At 61.1% G+C, this 20,131-nt stretch carries 19 protein-coding genes; 9 read left to right on the top strand and 10 right to left on the bottom strand.

Going from position 1 to position 20,131, the window contains the following annotated elements; translation table 11 throughout:
* Positions 1 to 164: 164 nt before the first annotated feature.
* The 3 genes from PS14A_RS26190 to PS14A_RS26180 form a co-directional block, all read right to left on the bottom strand.
* Positions 165 to 935 (bottom strand): MetQ/NlpA family ABC transporter substrate-binding protein, encoded by a 771-nt coding sequence (locus PS14A_RS26190; protein ID WP_212617560.1) that lies wholly within the window; start codon positions 933 to 935, stop codon positions 165 to 167.
* 65 nt (positions 936 to 1,000) lie between these two features.
* On the bottom strand, positions 1,001 to 1,675 hold the full coding sequence (locus PS14A_RS26185; protein ID WP_016772337.1) for a methionine ABC transporter permease: 675 nt from the start codon (positions 1,673 to 1,675) through the stop codon (positions 1,001 to 1,003).
* A complete protein-coding gene (locus PS14A_RS26180; RefSeq protein ID WP_016772338.1) occupies positions 1,675 to 2,682 on the bottom strand; it encodes a methionine ABC transporter ATP-binding protein in 1,008 nt (335 codons plus the stop codon). Before PS14A_RS26180 ends, PS14A_RS26185 begins: the two co-directional genes overlap by 1 nt.
* Positions 2,683 to 2,944: 262 nt before the next feature.
* On the opposite strand from PS14A_RS26180, the gene katE reads away from it, so the two are divergent.
* Positions 2,945 to 5,086 carry a catalase HPII gene (gene katE, locus PS14A_RS26175; RefSeq protein ID WP_212617559.1) on the top strand — a complete coding sequence of 714 codons (2,142 nt, stop codon included), beginning with the start codon at positions 2,945 to 2,947 and terminating at the stop codon, positions 5,084 to 5,086.
* Between the two features lie 94 nt (positions 5,087 to 5,180).
* Here the strand turns inward: katE and PS14A_RS26170 are convergent, their stop codons facing one another.
* Genes PS14A_RS26170 through PS14A_RS26155 form a run of 4 tightly spaced genes read right to left on the bottom strand, consistent with a single transcriptional unit; the run spans position 5,181 to position 7,980 of the window.
* Positions 5,181 to 5,894, bottom strand: coding sequence for a PA5502 family lipoprotein (locus PS14A_RS26170; protein ID WP_212617558.1), 714 nt, complete (start codon positions 5,892 to 5,894; stop codon positions 5,181 to 5,183).
* 37 nt (positions 5,895 to 5,931) lie between these two features.
* A complete protein-coding gene (gene znuB, locus PS14A_RS26165; RefSeq protein WP_016772340.1) occupies positions 5,932 to 6,720 on the bottom strand; it encodes a zinc ABC transporter permease subunit ZnuB in 789 nt (262 codons plus the stop codon).
* Positions 6,713 to 7,498 carry a zinc ABC transporter ATP-binding protein ZnuC gene (znuC, locus tag PS14A_RS26160; protein WP_024014991.1) on the bottom strand — a complete coding sequence of 262 codons (786 nt, stop codon included), beginning with the start codon at positions 7,496 to 7,498 and terminating at the stop codon, positions 6,713 to 6,715. Before znuC ends, znuB begins: the two co-directional genes overlap by 8 nt.
* The gene (locus PS14A_RS26155; protein ID WP_024014990.1) at positions 7,498 to 7,980 is read right to left on the bottom strand and encodes a Fur family transcriptional regulator; all 483 of its coding nucleotides are present in this window, start codon (positions 7,978 to 7,980) and stop codon (positions 7,498 to 7,500) included. Before PS14A_RS26155 ends, znuC begins: the two co-directional genes overlap by 1 nt.
* 66 nt (positions 7,981 to 8,046) lie before the next feature.
* On the opposite strand from PS14A_RS26155, the gene PS14A_RS26150 reads away from it, so the two are divergent.
* Positions 8,047 to 8,967, top strand: coding sequence for a zinc ABC transporter substrate-binding protein (locus tag PS14A_RS26150; RefSeq protein WP_212617557.1), 921 nt, complete (start codon positions 8,047 to 8,049; stop codon positions 8,965 to 8,967).
* 128 nt (positions 8,968 to 9,095) lie between these two features.
* Here PS14A_RS26150 and PS14A_RS26145 read toward each other — a convergent pair whose 3' ends face one another.
* Both PS14A_RS26145 and PS14A_RS26140 read right to left on the bottom strand, forming a co-directional pair.
* Positions 9,096 to 10,049 carry a homoserine kinase gene (locus PS14A_RS26145; protein WP_110644676.1) on the bottom strand — a complete coding sequence of 318 codons (954 nt, stop codon included), beginning with the start codon at positions 10,047 to 10,049 and terminating at the stop codon, positions 9,096 to 9,098.
* A 58-nt stretch (positions 10,050 to 10,107) separates the two neighbouring features.
* Positions 10,108 to 10,398 carry a DUF2782 domain-containing protein gene (locus PS14A_RS26140; RefSeq protein ID WP_024014988.1) on the bottom strand — a complete coding sequence of 97 codons (291 nt, stop codon included), beginning with the start codon at positions 10,396 to 10,398 and terminating at the stop codon, positions 10,108 to 10,110.
* Between the two features lie 74 nt (positions 10,399 to 10,472).
* Between PS14A_RS26140 and polA the strand changes: the two genes are divergently transcribed.
* A complete protein-coding gene (gene polA / locus PS14A_RS26135; RefSeq protein WP_212617556.1) occupies positions 10,473 to 13,277 on the top strand; it encodes a DNA polymerase I in 2,805 nt (934 codons plus the stop codon).
* 409 nt (positions 13,278 to 13,686) lie between these two features.
* Here polA and yihA read toward each other — a convergent pair whose 3' ends face one another.
* Positions 13,687 to 14,331 (bottom strand): ribosome biogenesis GTP-binding protein YihA/YsxC, encoded by a 645-nt coding sequence (yihA, locus tag PS14A_RS26130; RefSeq protein ID WP_110644670.1) that lies wholly within the window; start codon positions 14,329 to 14,331, stop codon positions 13,687 to 13,689.
* Positions 14,332 to 14,522: 191 nt separating this feature from the next.
* On the opposite strand from yihA, the gene PS14A_RS26125 reads away from it, so the two are divergent.
* From PS14A_RS26125 to PS14A_RS26100, 6 genes are all read left to right on the top strand, one after another.
* Entirely contained in the window at positions 14,523 to 14,828 is a 306-nt protein-coding gene (locus PS14A_RS26125; RefSeq protein WP_212617555.1) for a c-type cytochrome, read from the top strand.
* Positions 14,829 to 14,858: 30 nt separating this feature from the next.
* Positions 14,859 to 15,470, top strand: coding sequence for a c-type cytochrome (locus PS14A_RS26120; protein WP_122506337.1), 612 nt, complete (start codon positions 14,859 to 14,861; stop codon positions 15,468 to 15,470).
* Positions 15,471 to 15,669: 199 nt separating this feature from the next.
* Positions 15,670 to 16,311 (top strand): thiol:disulfide interchange protein DsbA/DsbL, encoded by a 642-nt coding sequence (locus PS14A_RS26115; protein WP_137214536.1) that lies wholly within the window; start codon positions 15,670 to 15,672, stop codon positions 16,309 to 16,311.
* Positions 16,312 to 16,325: 14 nt separating this feature from the next.
* Positions 16,326 to 17,204, top strand: coding sequence for an endonuclease/exonuclease/phosphatase family protein (locus PS14A_RS26110; RefSeq protein ID WP_024014985.1), 879 nt, complete (start codon positions 16,326 to 16,328; stop codon positions 17,202 to 17,204).
* Entirely contained in the window at positions 17,201 to 19,216 is a 2,016-nt protein-coding gene (locus PS14A_RS26105) for a GGDEF domain-containing protein (RefSeq protein WP_212617554.1), read from the top strand. The genes PS14A_RS26110 and PS14A_RS26105 overlap by 4 nt, the downstream gene beginning before the upstream one ends.
* 101 nt (positions 19,217 to 19,317) lie before the next feature.
* A complete protein-coding gene (locus PS14A_RS26100; RefSeq protein ID WP_130910431.1) occupies positions 19,318 to 20,100 on the top strand; it encodes an N-acetylmuramoyl-L-alanine amidase in 783 nt (260 codons plus the stop codon).
* The last annotated feature ends 31 nt before the right edge of the window (positions 20,101 to 20,131 follow it).

The raw sequence follows: 20,131 nt of genomic DNA, 5'->3' as shown, positions 1-20,131 counted from the left end.
GCAATTATGAGTCGAACTCAGGCTCGAAAAGCTTGAAGGTCGGCCCCCTCTCCCTCGGGAGAGGGCTGGGGTGAGGGGAAGCTTCAAGGCAGGTCGCAAGCCAGGCACCAGACACAAAAAAGGGGACGCGATTGGCGTCCCCTTTTTCATTGCAGCAACCTGAATCAGAACGCCGGCAACACCGCGCCTTTGTACTTCTCGGTAATGAACTGCTTCACTTCCGGGCTGTGCAGCGCAGCAGCCAGTTTCTTCATCGCGTCGCTGTCCTTGTTGTCCGCGCGGGACACGAGGATGTTCACATACGGCGAGTCGTTGCCTTCGATCACCAGCGCATCCTTGGACGGATCGAGCTTGGCTTCCAGCGCGTAGTTGGTGTTGATCAGCGCCAGATCGACCTGGGTCAGCACGCGCGGGATGGTCGCGGCTTCCAGTTCACGGAATTTCAGGTCTTTCGGGTTTTGCTCGATGTCTTTGAGGGTCGACAGGATGTTTTTCGAATCCTTGAGCTTGATCACGCCAGCCTTGTCCAGCAGCAACAGCGCACGGCCGCCGTTGGTGGCGTCGTTCGGGATCACCACGTTGGCGCCGCCTGGCAGGTCTTTCAGATCCTTGAGCTTGCTCGAATAAGCGCCCAGCGGCTCCAAGTGCACGCCGGTCACGGCGACGAGGCTGGTGCCCTTGGCCTTGTTGAACTCATCGAGGTACGGCTGGTGCTGGAAGAAGTTGGCGTCCAGACGCTTTTCCGCGACCTGTACGTTCGGCTGAATGTAGTCGGTGAAGACCTTGACCTTCAGATCCACGCCTTCCTTGGCCAGGGCCGGTTTGACGAACTCGAGGATTTCCGCGTGCGGCACCGGGGTGGCGGCAACGGTCAGGGTCTCGGCGTGGGCCGAAAACGCAGCGACGGCAGCGAAAGCAGCGATCAGTTTTTTCATTCAGCTAACTCCTGTTCAGGGCGCCCGCCATCTTGGCCAGCGCCTCTCTAGATGATCGAAACCCGTTATTTGCGCGAGAAATGCACGACCAGACGGTCGCCAACCATTTGCAGCACTTGCACCAGAATCAACAGCAGCACCACGGTGACGATCATCACGTCAGTCTGGAAACGCTGGTAGCCGAAACGGATCGCCAGGTCGCCCAGACCACCGGCGCCGACCACACCGGCCATCGCCGTGTAGGACACCAGTGTAATCGCTGTCACCGTAATCGCTGCGAAGATGCCCGGACGGGCTTCCGGCAGCAAGGCGTTCATGATGATCTGCCGCGTGGTCGCGCCCATCGACTGGGTCGCTTCGATGATGCCGCGATCGACTTCGCGCAGCGCGGTTTCCACCAGACGCGCGAAGAACGGCGTAGCGCCCACCACCAGCGGCGGGATCGCCCCGGCCACGCCCAGCGAGGTGCCGGTGATCAGCACGGTGAACGGGATCATCACGATCAGCAGAATGATGAATGGTAGCGAACGCAAGATGTTCACCACCAGCGACAGCACGGCGTAGAGGCCACGGTTTTCCAGCAATTGACGCGGGCTGCAGAGAAACAGCAGCACGCCCAGCGGCAGGCCGAGCAGCACGGTGAACAGCAGCGAACCGCCGAGCATCAGCATGGTGTCGCCAGTCGCCAGCCAGATTTCGTACCAGTCGATATTGGCGAAGAAACTCATCAGGTCAGCCATTAGCGCAACACCTCCATGTGAACGTCAGCGGCGGTGAAGCGGGCAAACGCCGCCTCCATGTCGCCACCGGTGACAGCGAGGGTCAGTTGCCCGTACGGAATGTCTTTGATGCGGTCAATGCGACCGGCGAGGATGCTGTAGTCGACGCCGGTTTCCCGGGCGACGGTACCGAGCAACGGCGCATAGGTCGCTTCGCCCTGGAAGGTCAGACGCACGATGCGCCCGGGCACGTGGGCGAAATCGTCACGCTGCTCGCTCTCGTCGATCTGCTCGCTTTCCTGGACGAAACGCTTGGTGGTCGGGTGCTGCGGATGCAGGAACACATCGGCCACCGGCCCCTGCTCGACGATCACACCGGCGTCCATCACCGCGACCTGATCGCAGACGCGCCGGATCACGTCCATCTCGTGGGTGATCAGGACGATGGTCAGTTTCAGTTCGCGGTTGATTTCGGCCAGCAGTTGCAGGACCGATGCCGTGGTCTGCGGGTCGAGGGCGCTGGTGGCCTCGTCGCAGAGCAGAATCTTCGGCTTGGTCGCCAGCGCACGGGCGATGCCGACGCGTTGCTTCTGACCGCCGGACAATTGCGCCGGGTACTTTTTCGCGTGGTCGGACAGACCGACCCGCGCCAGCAACTCGGCCACGCGTTGGTTGATTTCGCTGCTCGACAACTCACCGGCCAGGGTCAGCGGCAAAGCGACGTTGTCGGCGACAGTCTTGGAGGCGAGCAGATTGAAGTGCTGGAAGATCATCCCGACCTGCTGGCGGAAACGGCGCAGGCCGTTGGCGTCCAGTGCAGTGACTTCTTCGCCGTCGACGATGATTTTGCCGCCACTGGAATCTTCCAGGCGATTGATCAGACGCAGCAGGGTACTTTTGCCCGCACCGGAATGGCCAATCAGGCCGAACACCTGACCGTTCTCGATGGCGAGACTGGTCGGGTGCAGCGCGGGAATATCCTTACCGGCAACGCGGTAAGTCTTGTGGACGTTTTGAAACTCGATCACGTAGCGAACCTTGTGGGGCGCGTTGGAAAAGGATCAGCGGTTAGCCGGGCGCGCATTTTAGCCTGTCCGTATAGAGGTTCTTAGCATTTATTTCGCAATTAACCTTCAATTTGGCAATAACGCGATCAAAGGTCAGATAAACGGAACGGCTGAAACGCTCATCAGTCACTACTTAAGCGACTTGAAACCCTGGGTGCCGTGCCCGGGAATCACTCAAGGGTCTGCGGAAGGCATCCGGGGCCAAACGAGGAGTTTACGTCTGATGAGCATCAAAAAGCCTGCACCCGATAAAAGCGAGATGGCCGGAACCGACACCCCGGATCGCGCCAACACCAACGCCAAGCTCGACAGCCTGGAAGAATTCCGTTCGGACGCCACCGGTCAGGCACTGCGCACCAATCAGGGCGTAAAGATCGCCGACAACCAGAACACCCTCAAAGCCGGGCCGCGCGGGCCGTCGCTGCTGGAAGACTTCATCATGCGTGAAAAAATCACGCACTTTGACCATGAGCGCATTCCGGAGCGCATCGTCCATGCTCGCGGCACTGGCGCGCACGGTTTCTTTCAGACCTACGAGAACCATGCAGCGCTGACCAAGGCCGGTTTCCTACAGGATCCGGGCAAGAAAACCCCAGTGTTCGTGCGCTTTTCCACGGTGCAGGGGCCAAGGGGTTCCGGCGATACCGTGCGTGACGTGCGCGGCTTTGCGGTGAAATTCTTTACTGATGAAGGCAACTTCGACCTGGTCGGCAACAACATGCCGGTGTTCTTCATTCAGGACGCGATCAAGTTCCCGGACTTCGTCCACGCGGTGAAACCCGAGCCGCACAACGAAATCCCTACCGGCGGCTCGGCTCACGACACATTCTGGGACTTCGTCTCGCTGGTGCCGGAATCGGCGCACATGGTGATCTGGGCGATGTCCGACCGGGCGATCCCGAAAAGCCTGCGCAGCATGCAGGGCTTCGGCGTACATACCTTCCGCCTGATCAACGCCGAGGGCAAATCGCGCTTCGTCAAATTCCACTGGCGCCCAACCGCCGGCACCTGCTCGCTGGTGTGGGACGAGGCGCAGAAGCTCGCCGGTAAAGACACCGATTACCACCGTCGCGACCTGTGGGAAGCGATCGAGATGGGCGACTACCCGGAATGGGAACTGGGCGTGCAGATCGTCGAAGAAGAGAACGAGCACGACTTTGATTTCGACATCCTCGACCCGACCAAGATCATCCCCGAAGAAATCGTGCCGATTACGCCACTGGGCAAAATGACCCTGAATCGCAACCCGGACAATTTCTTCGCGGAAACCGAGCAGGTTGCTTTCTGCCCGGGCCACATCGTGCCGGGTATCGACTTCTCCAACGACCCGCTGCTGCAAGGTCGGCTGTTTTCCTACACCGACACGCAGATCAGCCGACTCGGCGGGCCGAACTTCCATGAGCTGCCAATCAACCGCCCGGTCGCGCCGTTCCACAACGGCCAGCGCGACGCGCAGCACCGCACCACCATCGACAAGGGGCGCGCCTCCTACGAGCCGAACTCGATCGATGGCGGCTGGCCAAAAGAAACACCGCCAGCAGCACAGGACGGTGGTTTCGAGAGCTACCCGGAGCGCATCGACGCAGCGAAAATCCGTCAGCGCAGCGAGTCGTTCAGCGATCACTTCTCCCAGGCCCGCTTGTTCTTCAACAGCATGAGCGACCATGAGAAAGAACACATCATCGCTGCCTACAGCTTCGAGCTGGGCAAGGTCGAGCGTGAGTTCATTCGTGCCCGTGAAGTGAACGAGATCCTTGCCAATATCGACCTGACCCTGGCCAAACGCGTGGCGGAAAACCTTGGTTTGCCGGCGCCAGCCAAAGGCACGATCGAAGTGCGCAAGACCTCGCTGGAGCAATCGCCAGCGCTGAGCCAGGCCAACCTGCTGCCAGGCAATATCAAGACGCGCAAGGTGGCGATCCTTGCTGCCAATGGTGTTGACGCTGCAGCCATCGATGCGATGAAGAAAGCGCTGGAAGCCGAAGGCGCCCATGCGAAACTGCTTGGCCCGACCTCGGCGCCAGTCAAGACAGCTGACGGCAAGGCGTTGCCGGTGGATGCGTCGATGGAAGGCATGCCTTCAATCGCTTTCGACGCCGTGTTCGTACCGGGTGGTGCAGCTTCGATTACTGCGTTGAGCGGTGACGGCGTGGCGCTGCATTATCTGCTGGAGGCCTACAAGCACCTGAAGGCGATCGCGCTGCACGGCGAGGCCAAGCAGTTGCAGGACTTGCTGAAGCTCGACGCGGATTCGGGGCTGTTGCAGGGCGCGGATGTGGGTGCGTTGACCAAACCGTTCTTCGCCGCGATTGGCGAGCATCGGGTGTGGGCGCGCGAGCCTAAAGCCAAGGCGATTCCGGCTTAAGATCTTTATTGGCTGAGAGGACGTTTTCGCGAGCAGGCTCGCTCCCACAGGTACGCTGTTGCACCTGTGGGAGCGAGCCTGCTCGCGATGCGTTTTATGGCTTGCGCGGGCTTAAAACCATCTGCGCCGGCACTGTGCGCAAGATCTGCTTTTCGATCAGCAAATCAAAATCAGGATCAAGCTTCTTTACTCGCTTGCTCAACAACGTCGCCAGCCACGGATAATCTGCGGTGCGCGGGGCCTGGATACTGACAGCGCACTCATAATTCACCACATCGGCGGCGATGGCGTCGAGTTGTCGTTGCAGCTTGTGAATATCGCCGATGTTCAACGCAACCGTCGTGCTCTCGGCGGTCGGGTCGATGACCTTGGCTTTCGGCCTGGCTTCGGCAGCCAGCAGCGCGGCCTCAGCCTTTTCCAACTCGGCCTTGCGCGCTTCGGTGATCGCGCCGTTGACGCCGCCGGTCAGCGCGGGCGCTTTGGGCATCAGGGCGCGAGCACGGCTCAATGCAGTGGCTGCAGCGTTGACATCACCCTTCTGCAGGACGATCTGGCTGCGGCGCAAATACGCCTCGGCCAGCTGCCGCTGGTACTGCTCAAGGGATTGATCGTTGGGGGTGTCGGCCTGTAACGCGGCCAACTGGTCTTCGGCGGTGGCCAGTTCGCTGCTGGCCAGGCTTTGCTCCAGCTGTGCGATGGCCGTAGCCCGCGCATCCGGGACTTCAGCCACCGGCGGCGTGCTTTGGCAGGCGCCCAGCAGCACTGAAAATGCGACAAGGAGCAGATAACGGGAGGCGAACGGCTTCATTCCTGCGACTCTCTAATTGCGCAAAAAGCGGCCAAGTCTACACCCCACGACGGGGCAGAACAAAACTCAACAGAAACAGCGCGGCTGCCGTCACCACGATCGACGGCCCCGCCGGGGTGTCCTTGAACCACGACAACGCCAGCCCGCCGCACACCGCGAGCATGCCCAGCAGGCTCGCGCCCAGCGCCATCTGCTCCGGCGAACGGGCGTGACGCTGTGCCGCAGCCGCCGGGATGATCAGCAGCGAAGTGATCAGCAGCACCCCGACGATTTTCATCGCCACGGCGATCACTACCGCGATCAACAGCATCAGCGCCAAGCGCAAACCCGCAACCGGAAGGCCTTCGACCCGCGCCAGTTCTTCGTGCACGGTGACCGCCAGCAGCGGCCGCCACAGCGTCACCAGCAACACCAGCACCGCCGCGGTGCCACCGAGAATCCACGCCAGGTCGCTCGGACTGATCGCCAGCAAGTCGCCAAACAGATAGGCCATCAGGTCGATCCGCACTTCATGCATGAAGCTTAGTACCACCAGGCCGAGAGAGAGCGTGCTCGGTGCAAGAATTCCCAACAGCGTGTCGGATGCCAGTGGCTGACGCTGTTGCAGCGTCACCAAGAGCACCGCCAGCAGCAGGCAACCGACCGTCACCGCCACGGTCGGGCTGACGTCCAGCAAAAACCCCAGTGCCACGCCAAGCAACGCGGCGTGAGACAGGGTGTCGCCGAAATAGGCCATGCGCCGCCACACCACAAACGAACCGAGCGGCCCTGCCACCAGCGCCAGGGCCAGACCTGCAAGCAGGGCATACAACAGAAAATCAGCCATGCTTGCAGCCGTCTCCATGAACATGAGGTTGCCCGCCGAGCGGGCCTTTGACCACCGAACCGTGCAGGTCGTGGGCGTGGTCGTGATGGTGGTGATAGATCGCCAGACTCGGCGCATTCTTGCCGAACAGCTCGACGAATGCCGGATCGCCGCTGACCTGCTCGGGATGCCCGGAGCAGCAGACGTGGCGGTTGAGGCAGACCACCTGATCGGTGGTGCTCATCACCAGATGCAAATCGTGCGACACCATCAGCACGCCGCAACCGTGGCGGTCGCGCAGCCTGGTAATCAGGCTGTACAGCTCGGCCTGCCCGGCGACGTCGACGCCCTGCACCGGCTCGTCGAGTACCAGCAACTCCGGCTCGCGCAGCAGCGCCCGAGCCAGCAGCACGCGCTGCATTTCGCCGCCGGAAACGCTCTGCACCGGGCTGTCGATTACGTGTTCAGCGCCGACTTCCTTCAACGCGGCCAGGGCACGCGAACGATCGACGCCAGGCACCAGGCGCAGGAAGCGCAGCACTGACAGCGGCAGGGTCGGGTCGACATGCAGCTTCTGCGGCATGTAGCCGACGCGCAGCTTCGGTTTGCGCCAGACGCTGCCGCTGTTTGGCTTCAACAGCCCGAGCACGGCGCGTACCAGCGTGGTCTTGCCGGCGCCGTTGGGGCCGATCAGGGTGACGATCTGCCCTGGCTCGACGCTCAGCTCGATGTTGTCCAGCACGGTCTGCCCGGCAAACGTGACGGCGACCTGTTCCAGACGGATCAGCGCATTGCTCATCAGGCCCCCTGGCAACCGGCGCACAGGCCAACCACTTCGACGGTCTGCGCTTCGACGATGAAACCGACGTCTTTGGCGCTGCTGATGATCGCGTCGCTGATCACTTTTTGCTCAAGTTCGATAGCGGCGTGGCACTCGCGACAGATCAGGAACTGGCCCTGATGCGCGTGTTCCGGGTGTACACAGCCAACGAAGGCGTTGAGCGACGAAATGCGATGAACCAAGCCGTTTTCCAGCAGGAAATCCAGCGCGCGGTACACCGTTGGCGGCGCGGCGCGGCGGCCGTCCTGTTCGCTGAGCACAGCGAGGATATCGTAGGCACCCAGCGGCTTGTGGCTTTGCCAGACCAGTTCCAGCACGCGGCGGCGCAGGGCAGTCAGACGCAAGCCCTTTTGCGCGCACAAGGTATCGGCCTCGGACAAAGCGCTGTGCACGCAATGGGAGTGGTCGTGGGGACGGCTGGCAATCGGCGTAATAGGCATGAGCGGCGACGAGATTTGCTGGAGACGTTATTATGTTACCCGTTCTCGCTTCCTTGAGTGGTCATCGTGTCCCGACTTTTTTCTGTTTTTGTGGCTTTTGTTGCCAGTTTTCTGCTGATCGGTACGGCTCAGGCCGAGGTCAAAGTGCTCACCAGCATCAAACCGTTGCAGTTGATTGCCGCTGCCGTGCAGGACGGCGTGGCGATTCCCGAGGTGCTGCTGCCACCGGGTGCCTCGCCGCACAATTACGCCCTGCGCCCGTCCGACGTACGGAAGGTGCAGTCGGTCGATCTGCTCTACTGGATCGGCCCGGACATGGAAGGTTTCCTGCCGCGCGTACTCGGCGGTCGCAGCCTGCCGAGCGTCGCGGTGCAGGATCTGCCAGGCCTGAAGCTGAGGCATTTTGGCGCGGACAACCATTCCCATTCCGAAGAAGCCGACGAGCATGATCACGATCATCGCCCCGGCTCGCTGGATGCACATTTGTGGCTGTCACCGGTCAATGCGCGGGTGATCGCCGACAAAATGGCCGCCGACCTCAGCGCCGCCGACCCGGCCAATGCCCAGCGTTATCAGAGCAATGCCAAAGCCTTTGATGAACGTCTGGATGCGCTCGATCAGCGTTTGAAGAAGCGCCTGGCCAATGTCGAAGGCAAGCCGTACTTCGTCTTTCATGAAGCATTTGATTATTTCGAAGACGCTTACGGCCTGAAGCACGCGGGCGTGTTCGCGGTGGCCGCCGAAGTCCAGCCCGGCGCCCAGCATGTCGCGGCGATGCGCAAGCGCTTGCAGGAAACGGGCAAGACCTGTGTGTTCAGCGAGCCACCGTTGCGTCCGCGCCTGGCAGAAACACTGGTGGCCGGTTTGCCAGTGAAACTGGCCGAGCTGGATGCGCTGGGTGGTTATACGCCGGCGACCGCTCAGGGATATGAGCAGGTCCTGGAAAAACTCGGCAATGATCTGGCCGGATGCCTAGAATCGTTGTAACAACACAAACCCTGTGGGAGCGAGCCTGCTCGCGAAAGCGGTGGGTCAGTCAGCAAAAATGCTGAACGGGCCGCCGCCTTCGCGAGCAGGCTCGCTCCCACAGGTTCATGTTTGCTTGGCGAATCTACTCAGAGGGCGAAGGGCAATGGTGTATTGACCTTCTGCCGCTGCGCCAGGCGCTGCTCGAACTCTTGCGGATCGTGAATCAACACATCCTGCCCGGCGAACTGCTCGGCGGCGATCAAGCGTGACAGCCAGAACCGCACACAGGCCACACGCAGCATCGTTGGCCACAATTCGGCTTCCGCCGCGGTGAACGGGCGCAGCGCCGCATAGGCACCGAGAAACGCACGCGCACGCGGGCCATCGATCACGCCCTCCTCGTCCGAACACCAGTCATTCAACGCGATCGCCACGTCGTACAGCATCGGCCCCGAGCAGGCGTTGTAGAAGTCGATCAGCCCGGTCAGGTGAGTGCCTTCGAACATCGCATTGTCGCGGAACAGGTCGGCGTGAATGTTCGCCCGAGGCAGTGCAAGGATCTTGTCTTTGCGCTCAGTGATCTCATCCAGCGCCTTTTGCAGCAAGGCACGCGGCTCATCGCTCAGGTGCGAGAGAAATTCAGTGCCCTCCTCCAGCATCCAGTCCAGACCACGATCGGTCTTGCGCTTGATCATGCGCTCGCCCTGGGTCGCCAAGTGCAGATGCGCCTGCAACTCGCCGACCTGGGCGCAGTGCTGGGCGTTGGCGACCTTGATGTGCTTGCCGGACAGGCGCGGTTGCAGCAGCGCCGGTTTGCCTTTGAGCTCACGCAGGGCCAAGCCGTCGGTGGTGCGCAGGGCGTAAGGCACCGGCAGTTCGGCTTCGTGCAGCACATCGAGCAGGTCGATGAAGAACGGCATCTCCTGCACCGGGCCGCGCTCGACCAGGGTCAGGACAAACTCGCCCTGCTCCAGGCTGATGAAGAAATTGGTGTTTTCGCTGCCTGCGGCGATCCCCTGGAAATCAAGCAGACGGCCGAGCCCATAAGGGGCGAGAAAGGTTTCCAGCTCGGGCCGAGCCAGGGGAGTGAACACAGACATTGAAAACTGCTCAGTTTTGGCGCCGCAGTCAGGCGACGCCGATTAAAAATCGGGAAGCTTACTTCCAGGTAAAGATTTCCCACGACGGAATCAGCATATCCGGCTGGTCGGATCTGATGTAATTGGCGTCCGAACCATCGGCGCGCACCAGGAAATACGGTTTGCCCTTCTTGGGCGTGACCTTGATCGCATAGACGAAGCCATTCCGGCTGTACTCCTGAATGGTTTTGTCCCCCTCCGTGCGAATGGTGACCTCGGGGTCGCCGCCCGGCGCATCATCCGCCGCCATCGCGGCCAGTGGTGAGACAGCGATCAACCCGACCAGCAGCAAGCGATTTAACGTACGCATGATAACCTTGTCCCTTTGTCGTCAACGGTCCCGCTATTCTAGCCCCGGACCCGCCGAAAAGGTTGATCCTGCTCATGAGCCAAGCCCCCCTCGTCCTGGTGGACGGTTCGTCTTACCTGTACCGCGCCTTTCATGCACTGCCACCACTGACCACGTCCAAAGGCCTGCCGACCGGTGCGGTCAAAGGCGTGCTGAACATGCTCAAGAGTCTGCGCAAGCAGTACCCGGACAGCCCCTTCGCCGTAGTGTTCGACGCCAAGGGCGGGACATTTCGCGATGAGATGTACGCCGAATACAAGGCCAACCGGCCGAGCATGCCCGATGACATGCGCGTGCAGATCGAGCCGCTGCACCAGAGCGTGATCGCCCTCGGCTTCCCGCTCCTGTGCGTGGACGGCGTCGAGGCCGACGATGTGATCGGCACCCTCGCCCGCAGCAGCGCGGCCGCCGATCGCCCGGTGATCATCTCCACCGGTGACAAGGACATGGCGCAACTGGTCGATGGCCACATTACCTTGGTCAACACCATGTCCGGTAGCTCGATGGATGTGGAGGGCGTTAAGGAGAAATTTGGCGTCGCACCGGAGCAGATCATCGATTATCTGGCGCTGATGGGCGATTCGTCCGACAACATTCCGGGCGTGCCGGGCATCGGCCCGAAGACGGCGTCCGGCCTGCTGGTCGGCGTCAACGGCGGTCTGACCGAGCTGTACGCCAACCTCGATATCGTGCCGACCCTGCCGATCCGTGGCGCAAAAACCTTGCCGGCCAAGCTCGAAGAGCACCGGGAGATGGCTTTCCTGTCCTATCAACTGGCGACCATCAAGGTCGACGTGCCACTGGATATCGGCCTCGATGATCTGCAGATGGGCCAGGAGGATCCGGCCAAACTTTACGAGCTGTACACCCTGCTGGAATTCAAGAGCTGGCTCAATGATCTGGATCGCGATGCCAAGCGTCTGGAACTGAGCGCGGCGGCCGAACCTGCGCCGGCGGGCGATCTGTTCAGCGCCCCGCAAGCCGAGGCACCTGTTGCTCCTGTCGAGGCCGCATACGAAACCATCCTAGACCAGGCGCGCTTCGACGTCTGGCTGGAAAAACTGCGCAACGCCAAACTGATCGCCTTCGACACCGAAACCACCGGCATCGACGCGCAGCAGGCGCAACTGGTCGGTCTGTCGTTTGCGGTGCAGGCCAACGAAGCTGCGTACATCCCGCTGACCCATTCCTACATCGGCGTGCCGGAGCAGCTGGATCGCGACACCGTGCTGCGCGCACTCAAGCCGATTCTGGAAGACCCGAACAAACTCAAGGTCGGCCAGCACGCCAAGTTCGACATGAACATTCTGGCCAACTGCGCCATTGGCGGCGATCAGAGTGAAGGCATCAGCGTGCGCGGCATTGCCTTCGACACGATGCTCGAGTCCTACGTGCTCAACTCCACCGCGACCCGTCACGACATGGACAGCCTCGCGCAGAAGTACCTCGACCACACCACAGTCAGTTTCCAAGACATCGCCGGCAAAGGTGCCAAGCAGCTGACCTTCGACCAGATCGCCTTGGAACAGGCCGGGCCCTACGCCGCCGAAGACGCCGACATCACCCTGCGCCTGCACCAGACCCTGTTCGACAAGCTCAGCGCGATTCCGAGCTTGGCCAGCGTGCTGACCGACATTGAGATCCCGCTGGTGCCAGTGCTGGCGCGCATCGAACGCCAGGGTGCGTTCGTCGATGCCGAGTTGCTGGGCATTCAGAGCATTGAGCTGGGCAACAAAATGGTCGCGCTGGAGCGTGAAGCCTTCGAAATCGCCGGGGAAGAATTCAACCTCGGCTCGCCGAAGCAGCTGGGCGTGATTCTTTATGAAAAGCTCGGCCTGCCGGTGCTGAAGAAAACCGCCAAGGGCCAGCCGTCCACCGCTGAAGAAGTGCTGGCGAAACTCGCCGAAGACGATCACCGCTTGCCGAAGGTGCTAATGGAGCACCGCTCGATGAGCAAGCTGAAAAGCACCTACACCGATCGCCTGCCGGAGCAGATCAACCCGCGCACCGGGCGCATCCACACCTCGTATCATCAGGCCGTGGCTTCAACCGGGCGCCTGTCCTCCAGTGATCCGAACCTGCAGAACATTCCGGTGCGCACCGCCGAAGGCCGACGCATTCGTCAGGCGTTCGTCGCACCCAAAGGCTACAAACTGCTGGCGGCGGACTATTCGCAGATCGAACTGCGGATCATGGCCCACCTGTCCCGCGATGAAGGCCTGATGAACGCCTTTCGCAACAACCTCGACGTGCACACTGCAACCGCTGCCGAAGTATTCAAGGTCGAGCTTGATCAAGTGACCTCCGACCAGCGTCGCAGCGCCAAGGCGATCAACTTCGGTCTGATCTACGGCATGGGCGCGCAGAAGCTCGGCAAGGACATCGGCGTCGACACCAAGACCGCCAAGGCTTACATCGATACCTACTTCGCCCGTTATCCAGGCGTGCGCGAATACATGGAGCGTACCCGCGCGCAAGCGGCGGATCAGGGTTACGTCGAAACTTTCTTCGGCCGTCGCCTGTACTTGCCGGAGATCAACTCGAACAAGCCGCAGGAACGCGCTGCAGCAGAACGCACAGCGATCAACGCGCCGATGCAGGGCACGGCAGCGGATATCATCAAGAAAGCCATGGTGGCTGTGGATAACTGGCTGGCGACGTCGGGTCTGGACGCCCGGGTCATCCTGCAAGTGCACGACGAACTGGTGCTGGAGGTTCGCGAGGATCTGGTCGAGCAGGTCAGCGCCGAGATTCGTACGCACATGAGCGAAGCGGCGAAACTGGATGTGCCGCTGCTGGTGGAAGTTGGCGTGGGCAACAACTGGGATGAGGCGCACTGAGTCATTGTTGCGCAACCGTCGCCGCGACCTGCCGTCGCGGCAACGGCCGAAATCCGGCTTAGATCGAAAAACGCTTTAGGCTATTCCAAAGCTTTTTGAAAAAAATCTGAACTAATCTGCCGGCGGAACACTCAGAGGTACTGAATGGCTGGTGAAGCCCTTCGATGCTCCTATGTTGTGTTAAGTGTTGGCAGATATCTGAACCCCGCCCTAGCGGTTCGGAACTTGAACCCCGGAACTTCTCCCTCCCCAATGAAGTCCGGGGCTTTTTTTGCCCCAAAACTGGCTGTGATGCCGTCATGCTGCGTTAAAAGCACCGCTAAAAATGCTCATTTAGGTACCCTAAACTCCGCTTTTTAGCGGTGCTTTCGCCTTGCCTGACAGCACCACAGTCAGTTTTGAAATTGTCTTACTCGGCTGCCGCCTCGGCGCCTTTGTCTGCCAGTTCCATCCAGTTGGCCAGTACAGTGTAGGCCTCTTCCAGGCCCATGCGTTTTGGTGCGGAGAACAACTGGATGGTGATCGAGTCGCCCCAGCCTTTGCGGATTTCCGACTGTACTTTCAGCAGGGTGTTCTTGGCTGCGCCGTAGGTGAGCTTGTCGGCCTTGGTCAGCAGGATGTGCATCGGCATGCCGGCGGCGACGGCCCAGTCGAGCATCAGCAGGTCGAAGTCGGTCATCGGATGGCGGATGTCCATCATCAGGATCAGACCTTTCAGACTCTCCCGACCACCGAGGTAAGCCTCGAGGTGGCGCTGCCAGTGTTGCTTGAGCGGGATCGGTACTTTTGCATAACCGTAGCCCGGCAGGTCGACCAGACGGCGATCTTCGTCTAGCTTGAAGAAGTTCAACAGCTGTGTGCGACCCGGAGTTTTCGAGGTGCGCGCCAGGCTGGCGTGGGTCAGGGTGTTCAGCGCGCTGGATTTGCCAGCGTTGGAACGACCGGCAAACGCCACTTCGAAGCCTTCGTCGTCTGGGCATTGATCGACTTTGGCGGCACTGAGCATGAACGTGGACTGTTGGCACAGGCCGAGGATGGGATTCTTGAGTTGCATGGGATTTCCGATGTGGGCGGCGCCGGGATTGGGCGCGGAACGCGGTGTCGCTTCCGTTTCAGTGACGCCAGTATATAATGCCGCAGATTTTGTGTGTGCTTTGTCCCAGCGAAGGATGAAGTTCACGAGAGCGACAGACTTTGATTGCGCATTAGAACGCAGAACGCTCTCAACCCTGAAAAGGTCGTTTTATGACGAAATGGCTGGTGGCTGCCGGAGTCTTGATGCCGCTTTACAGCGCACAGGCTACACAGGATCCGGAAGCTGTGTACAACCGTGTTTGTGGTGCCTGTCATTCCGGCCAACTACCCATGGCGCCCGCAAGAGGCGATCAGGAAGCTTGGACGCCGAGGTTGGCGAAAGGTATGGGGACGCTGGTGCAACACGTGACCCAGGGTTTCAAGGCGATGCCGCCGCGTGGTTTGTGCATGGACTGCAGTGCCGAGGATTACCAGGCCATCATCCTTTGGATGAGCGAGAGTAAGCCCGGTCCATAACTTAACCCTTAGCCGTAGTTGGATTAGCTGATGAACAAATTGATCGTGAGTCTGCTGTTGACCGTGGGAATTTCAGGTGTCGCCCATGCTGCCGGCGATGCCGCAGCAGGCCAGGCCAAAGCTGCCGTGTGCGGAGCCTGCCATGGCCCGGACGGCAACAGCATGGCGCCAAACTTTCCGAAACTGGCCGGTCAAGGTGAACGCTACCTCGACAAGCAATTGCACGACATCAAATCGGGCAAGCGCGTGGTGCTGGAAATGACCGGGCTGCTGACCAACCTGAATGACCAGGATCTGGCCGACATCGCCGCGTACTTCGCCAGTCAGAAAGGCAGCGTCGGCGCCGCCGATCCGAAGATCGTCGCTCGCGGTGAAGCGCTGTTCCGTGGCGGCAATCTGGAAAAAGGTCTGCCAGCCTGCACCGGCTGCCATTCGCCGAACGGCGCCGGCAATGCTGCAGCAGGCTTCCCCCATCTGGGTGGCCAGCATGCGCAATACATCGCCAAGCAACTGACCGATTTCCGCAAGGAAGAAGGCGGTCGCGCCAACGACGGCGACGCGATGACCATGCGCACCATCGCACGCAAGCTGAGCGACGAAGACATCGCTGCGGTTTCCAGCTACATCCAGGGCCTGCACTGAGGCCCTGAATCGAGGGCTGAACGAGGCGCGCAGCGCCGGCCACGTTAACGCTCGATTAATCCTTCGCAGCAAGTATAAAAAGGGTGGCTTTGGCCGCCCTTTTTTGTGGCCGCTGCCGTTACACTACAGCACTCATGCCCGCCAGGATCTGTGTCGAAACAGGTCGAGCGAGGCGACCCAAATTGTTCAGGAGTAAAGCATGCGTAATCTGATCATCAGCGCCGCCCTCGTCGCTGCCAGCCTGTTCGGCGTCACCGCCCAGGCCGCTGAAGCCCCTGCCGCCCCGTATGTCGAACTGGCCAACCCGGTCCCGGTTGCAGTGCCTGGCAAGATCGAAGTGGTCGAGCTGTTCTGGTACGGCTGCCCGCATTGCTACGCCTTTGAACCCGTGATCAATCCATGGGTTGAAAAACTGCCGTCCGACGTCAATTTCGTACGCATCCCCGCCATGTTCGGCGGCCCATGGGACGCTCACGGGCAGATGTTCCTGACTCTGGAAGCCATGGGTGTCGAGCACAAGGTTCACGCTGCGGTATTCAACGCCATTCAGAAAGAACACAAGAAGCTCACCGACAAGAACGACATGGCCGACTTCCTCGCCACTCAAGGCGTGGACAAGGACAAGTTCCTCGCCACCTTCGACTCGTTCGCCATCAAGGGTCAGATCGTCAAGGCCCGTGAACTGGCCAAGAAGTATGAAATCACTGGCGTGCCAACCATGATCGTCAATGGTAAATACCGCTTCGACATCGGCTCTGCCGGTGGTGCCGAGCAAGCGCTGAAACTGGCTGATGATCTGGTCGCCAAAGAGCGAGCGGCTAACAAGGCGGCTGCCAACTAAGCGCGGCATTCGCCATGCGCCGCTGGAAGTCCGAACGCATCGTTGGCCTGCATGATCCGCAGGTCAACGAACATCACCTGGCGTCTACGGGCCTGCCCGCAGACCAGCGTCTGCGCTTGCTCAGTTTCAACATCCAGGTCGGCATCAGCACCGAGCGCTATCGGCATTACCTGACCCGCAGCTGGCAGCATCTGCTGCCGCACACCGGGCGTTCCGGCAATCTGCAGAAGATCGGTGACCTGCTCGGCGACTTCGATCTGGTCGCGCTGCAGGAAGCCGATGGCGGCAGCCTGCGTTCGGGCTACGTCAATCAGGTCGAACATCTGGCCCACCTCGGCGCCTTTCCCTACTGGTATCAACAACTCAATCGCAACCTCGGTCGACTGGCCCAGCACAGCAATGGCGTGCTCAGTCGCCTGAAGCCGTGGGCGATCGAGGATCACCCGCTGCCCGGCCCGAAAGGTCGCGGCGCGATCCTGCTGCGCTTCGGCGAAGGTCCGGAGGCACTGGTGGTGGTGATGATGCACCTGGCCCTCGGCGCACGGACGCGCAGCCTGCAACTGGCCTACATTCGTGACTTGATCAGCGGCTACAAGCATCAGGTGCTGATGGGCGACATGAATACCCATGCCAGCGACCTGCTCGAACACTCGCCATTACGCGATCTCGGCCTGCTGGCCCCGCAGGTGGAAGCGACCTTCCCCAGCTGGCGCCCACAGCGTTGCCTTGATCATATTCTGCTCAGCCCGACCCTGACCCTGGAAAAGGTCGAGGTGCTGGCCCAGCCCATTTCCGATCACCTGCCGGTCGCGGTGGAAATTCGTCTGCCGGGTTCGCTCACGGCCGACGCATTGCCCGCGTTGAGCCCTGCCCCTCGCGGAACCTGTGAATGAGCGACGACGCCCAGCGCTGGAAAGAGAAGTACCTCAAGAGCATCGAACAGCAGGACAAGCTCGAACGCCGCTGGGCCGCGCGACTCGACCTGCTGCGGCGCGGTCTGGTGCGCAGCACGCTGGCGGCCGAGGGCACCGACAAGGTCGTCGATCAGTGCATGAAGGAAATGCGCGAAGTGGTGCGCACCGATGACATGGACGCCGGCCTCGCCGCCCTGCTGCCGCGTCTGGAAAAAGCCGTGCTCGACTCCGAGCAGCGCCGCGAGACCCGCATCGATCAGGTCAGCACCGCGCTGACCGCGCTGGTCACCCAGTTGCAGGCCTTGCCATTGCCACGCGAAGTCGCGCAACCGCTGAAGAAATTCGCCAAACAACTGGACAGTCGCGTCGGTCAGGCACGGGAAATGCCGCTGCTGTTGAGCGAACTCAGTGGCTTGCAGGGCAAGGCCTTGAGTCAGTTGGAGACGCCGGCCGAGCCGGGCCGGCCGGGGTTGTTGCAACGTTTGTTCGGTAGTCGTGACAGTGAGCAAGACACTGCTCCAACGGCAGAGGCATCAGTAACTTCAGCGCCGCAGCCGGTTGCCACCGCGCAACCTGAACCGGAGCCTGCGCAAATGGCACCGGTCGCAGACGCTGAGCCGGCGATTGTTACTCCCGCCGCCGTCGAGGCGCCTGTGCTGGAAGCACCCGAACCCGAAACCGCAGCGCTCGCTACACCTGCTGTCACAGTCAAAGCGGAGCCCACGCCGGTTGAGCCAGCCGCTCCCGCCGCACCAAGCCCCGTTGCGCCAGCGCTTGCCACCGAGGCACTCAACCCCGACGAACTGAGCCACCCTGGCGATCCCTTCCCGCTGACTCTCGACAGCCTGCCCCTGCCGGAGCCTATCGCTCAGGCCTTGGCCGCCATCGACCCGGAGCAGTCGGAGCACGACATCCTCTTCGCGCTGCCGGATTCTCCGGAGCCGTCCTACAGCTCCGTGGCCAGACATATCGAAGACACGCTGATCGGTCTCCTCGACGACCTGACCCTGCCCGAGCGTCACCGGCCGCAAGCCGAAGCCATGCGCGAACGACTCAAACACGGGTTGAACTGGTACGAACTGCTGCCGATCCTCGACGATCTCGCAACCTTGATGCTGGCGATTACCGACAGCGGTCAGCATGAATTCGAAGCGTATCTGCAACAGCTCAACGAACGCCTCGAAGCGTTTCAGAGCAACCTGCAAGCGGCCAGCGAAGGGCATGCCGACAATAGCTCGGCGGCGCGGGCCATGGACACGCAGATTCGCGAGCAGGTCGACGGCTTGCAGAGCAGCGTCCAGCAAGCGGCGGACCTCGATGACCTCAAGCATGTGCTGGAGAATCATCTGGAAGGCCTGCTGGGAACGATGGATCAGCACCAGAAGCAGCGCGACGCCCGCGAGCAGGAAGTCGCCGCCAGGTTGAAGAGCCTGTCGGAGCGGGTGGCGCATATGGAACAGGAAGCCCTGGGTTTCCGCGAACACCTCGAGGAACAGCGGCAGAAAGCCCTGATCGATCCGCTCACCGGTCTGCCCAACCGCGCAGCGTGGAGTGAACGCCTCGAGCATGAAATCCAGCAATGGCAGCAGCACGGCAACACCTTGAGCCTGGCCATGCTCGACCTCGATCACTTCAAGAGGATCAACGACAGCTACGGCCATCTGGCCGGCGACAAAGTGCTGAAGATCATCGCCACGGTGTTGCGCAAACGCCTGCGCGGCACGGATTTCATCGCCCGTTTCGGCGGTGAAGAGTTCGTGCTGTTGCTGCCCGCGACGCCACCAGCGGTGGGCGCGAAACTGCTGGAAACCCTGCGCGCGGCGATCGAAGCCTGCCCATTTCATTTCAAGGGCGAGCGAGTGACTATCACCATTTCCATGGGACTCGCGTCATTCCGGGTGGGAGAACACAGCGATCTGGTGCTGAAAAGAGCCGATCAGGCGCTGTACCGAGCAAAAAACGCCGGGCGCAACCGAGTCGAGCTCGGCTAAGGCAATTGTTCCATTTTGTTTAAATCCGCCCGCTGGCGGACTCTAAGCAAATCCGTACGTTACACTGTTGCATTATCGTTTTCAGCGTATCGTCCTCTGCCATGAAATTCCTTGCCCTTGTTGCCTCGCTGCTCGTCCTCGCTGGTTGCGCCAGCGGTCCGCGCTATGACACCAGCCACCCTTCGGCCAATTACGACAGCCGCATCCAGTTCGTTGTGGTGCATTACACCTCCGCGTCGCTGGAGCGTTCGCTGCAATTGCTGACCCATGGCGACGTCAGTAGCCATTACCTGATCGGCGATGACAAGAGCGCCACCGTGTACAAGCTGATGGACGAAAACCAGCGCGCTTGGCACGCCGGCGAAAGTCAGTGGCAGGGCCGTACCTGGCTCAACTCCAGTTCCATCGGCATCGAAATCGTCAATCCCGGCTACAAGGACACCCCGACCGGGCGCCTGTGGTATCCGTACAGCGAAGCGCAGATCCAGTCGTTGATCGCCCTGCTCAAGGACATCAGCAAACGCAACGGCATCAGCCCGCGGCACATCATCGGTCACAGCGACATCGCGCCGTTGCGCAAGCTTGATCCGGGGCCACTGTTCCCCTGGAAACGTCTCGCCGCCGAAGGCCTTGGCCTGTGGCCGAACGAGCAAGCAGTGGCGCGTCAGCAGGCGGTTTTCAACAGCAACCCGTTGCCGGAGATCGGCTGGTTCCAGGCGCAACTCGCGCGCCTGGGTTACGACACACCGCAGACCGGCGAGCTGGACGTCGCCACGCGCCACGTCCTCGCCGCGTTCCAGATGCATTACCGCCCTGCCCGCTTTGACGGCACGCCGGATGCACAAACCGCAGCACTTCTTCTGGTTCTCAACCAGACAAAATAATGACGCCCGCCCGACGGTCAGGGCGAAATCG

It is taken from the genome of Pseudomonas sp. 14A (genome assembly GCF_018132745.1).
GTDB lineage: Bacteria > Pseudomonadota > Gammaproteobacteria > Pseudomonadales > Pseudomonadaceae > Aquipseudomonas > Aquipseudomonas mercuritolerans.
The sequence above is the reverse complement of the archived record's forward strand: the minus strand, read 5'-3'. Positions and strand labels throughout refer to the sequence as shown.

Coding starts and splice junctions, on each gene's coding strand:
- PS14A_RS26190 (WP_212617560.1), bottom strand. CDS start 935: ATGAAAAAACTGATCGCTGCTTTCGCTGCCGTCGCTGCGTTTTCGGCC.
- PS14A_RS26185 (WP_016772337.1), bottom strand. CDS start 1,675: ATGGCTGACCTGATGAGTTTCTTCGCCAATATCGACTGGTACGAAATC.
- katE (WP_212617559.1), top strand. CDS start 2,945: ATGAGCATCAAAAAGCCTGCACCCGATAAAAGCGAGATGGCCGGAACC.
- PS14A_RS26170 (WP_212617558.1), bottom strand. CDS start 5,894: ATGAAGCCGTTCGCCTCCCGTTATCTGCTCCTTGTCGCATTTTCAGTG.
- znuB (WP_016772340.1), bottom strand. CDS start 6,720: ATGGCTGATTTTCTGTTGTATGCCCTGCTTGCAGGTCTGGCCCTGGCG.
- znuC (WP_024014991.1), bottom strand. CDS start 7,498: ATGAGCAATGCGCTGATCCGTCTGGAACAGGTCGCCGTCACGTTTGCC.
- PS14A_RS26155 (WP_024014990.1), bottom strand. CDS start 7,980: ATGCCTATTACGCCGATTGCCAGCCGTCCCCACGACCACTCCCATTGC.
- PS14A_RS26145 (WP_110644676.1), bottom strand. CDS start 10,049: ATGTCTGTGTTCACTCCCCTGGCTCGGCCCGAGCTGGAAACCTTTCTC.
- PS14A_RS26140 (WP_024014988.1), bottom strand. CDS start 10,398: ATGCGTACGTTAAATCGCTTGCTGCTGGTCGGGTTGATCGCTGTCTCA.
- polA (WP_212617556.1), top strand. CDS start 10,473: ATGAGCCAAGCCCCCCTCGTCCTGGTGGACGGTTCGTCTTACCTGTAC.
- yihA (WP_110644670.1), bottom strand. CDS start 14,331: ATGCAACTCAAGAATCCCATCCTCGGCCTGTGCCAACAGTCCACGTTC.
- PS14A_RS26125 (WP_212617555.1), top strand. CDS start 14,523: ATGACGAAATGGCTGGTGGCTGCCGGAGTCTTGATGCCGCTTTACAGC.
- PS14A_RS26120 (WP_122506337.1), top strand. CDS start 14,859: ATGAACAAATTGATCGTGAGTCTGCTGTTGACCGTGGGAATTTCAGGT.
- PS14A_RS26115 (WP_137214536.1), top strand. CDS start 15,670: ATGCGTAATCTGATCATCAGCGCCGCCCTCGTCGCTGCCAGCCTGTTC.
- PS14A_RS26110 (WP_024014985.1), top strand. CDS start 16,326: ATGCGCCGCTGGAAGTCCGAACGCATCGTTGGCCTGCATGATCCGCAG.
- PS14A_RS26105 (WP_212617554.1), top strand. CDS start 17,201: ATGAGCGACGACGCCCAGCGCTGGAAAGAGAAGTACCTCAAGAGCATC.
- PS14A_RS26100 (WP_130910431.1), top strand. CDS start 19,318: ATGAAATTCCTTGCCCTTGTTGCCTCGCTGCTCGTCCTCGCTGGTTGC.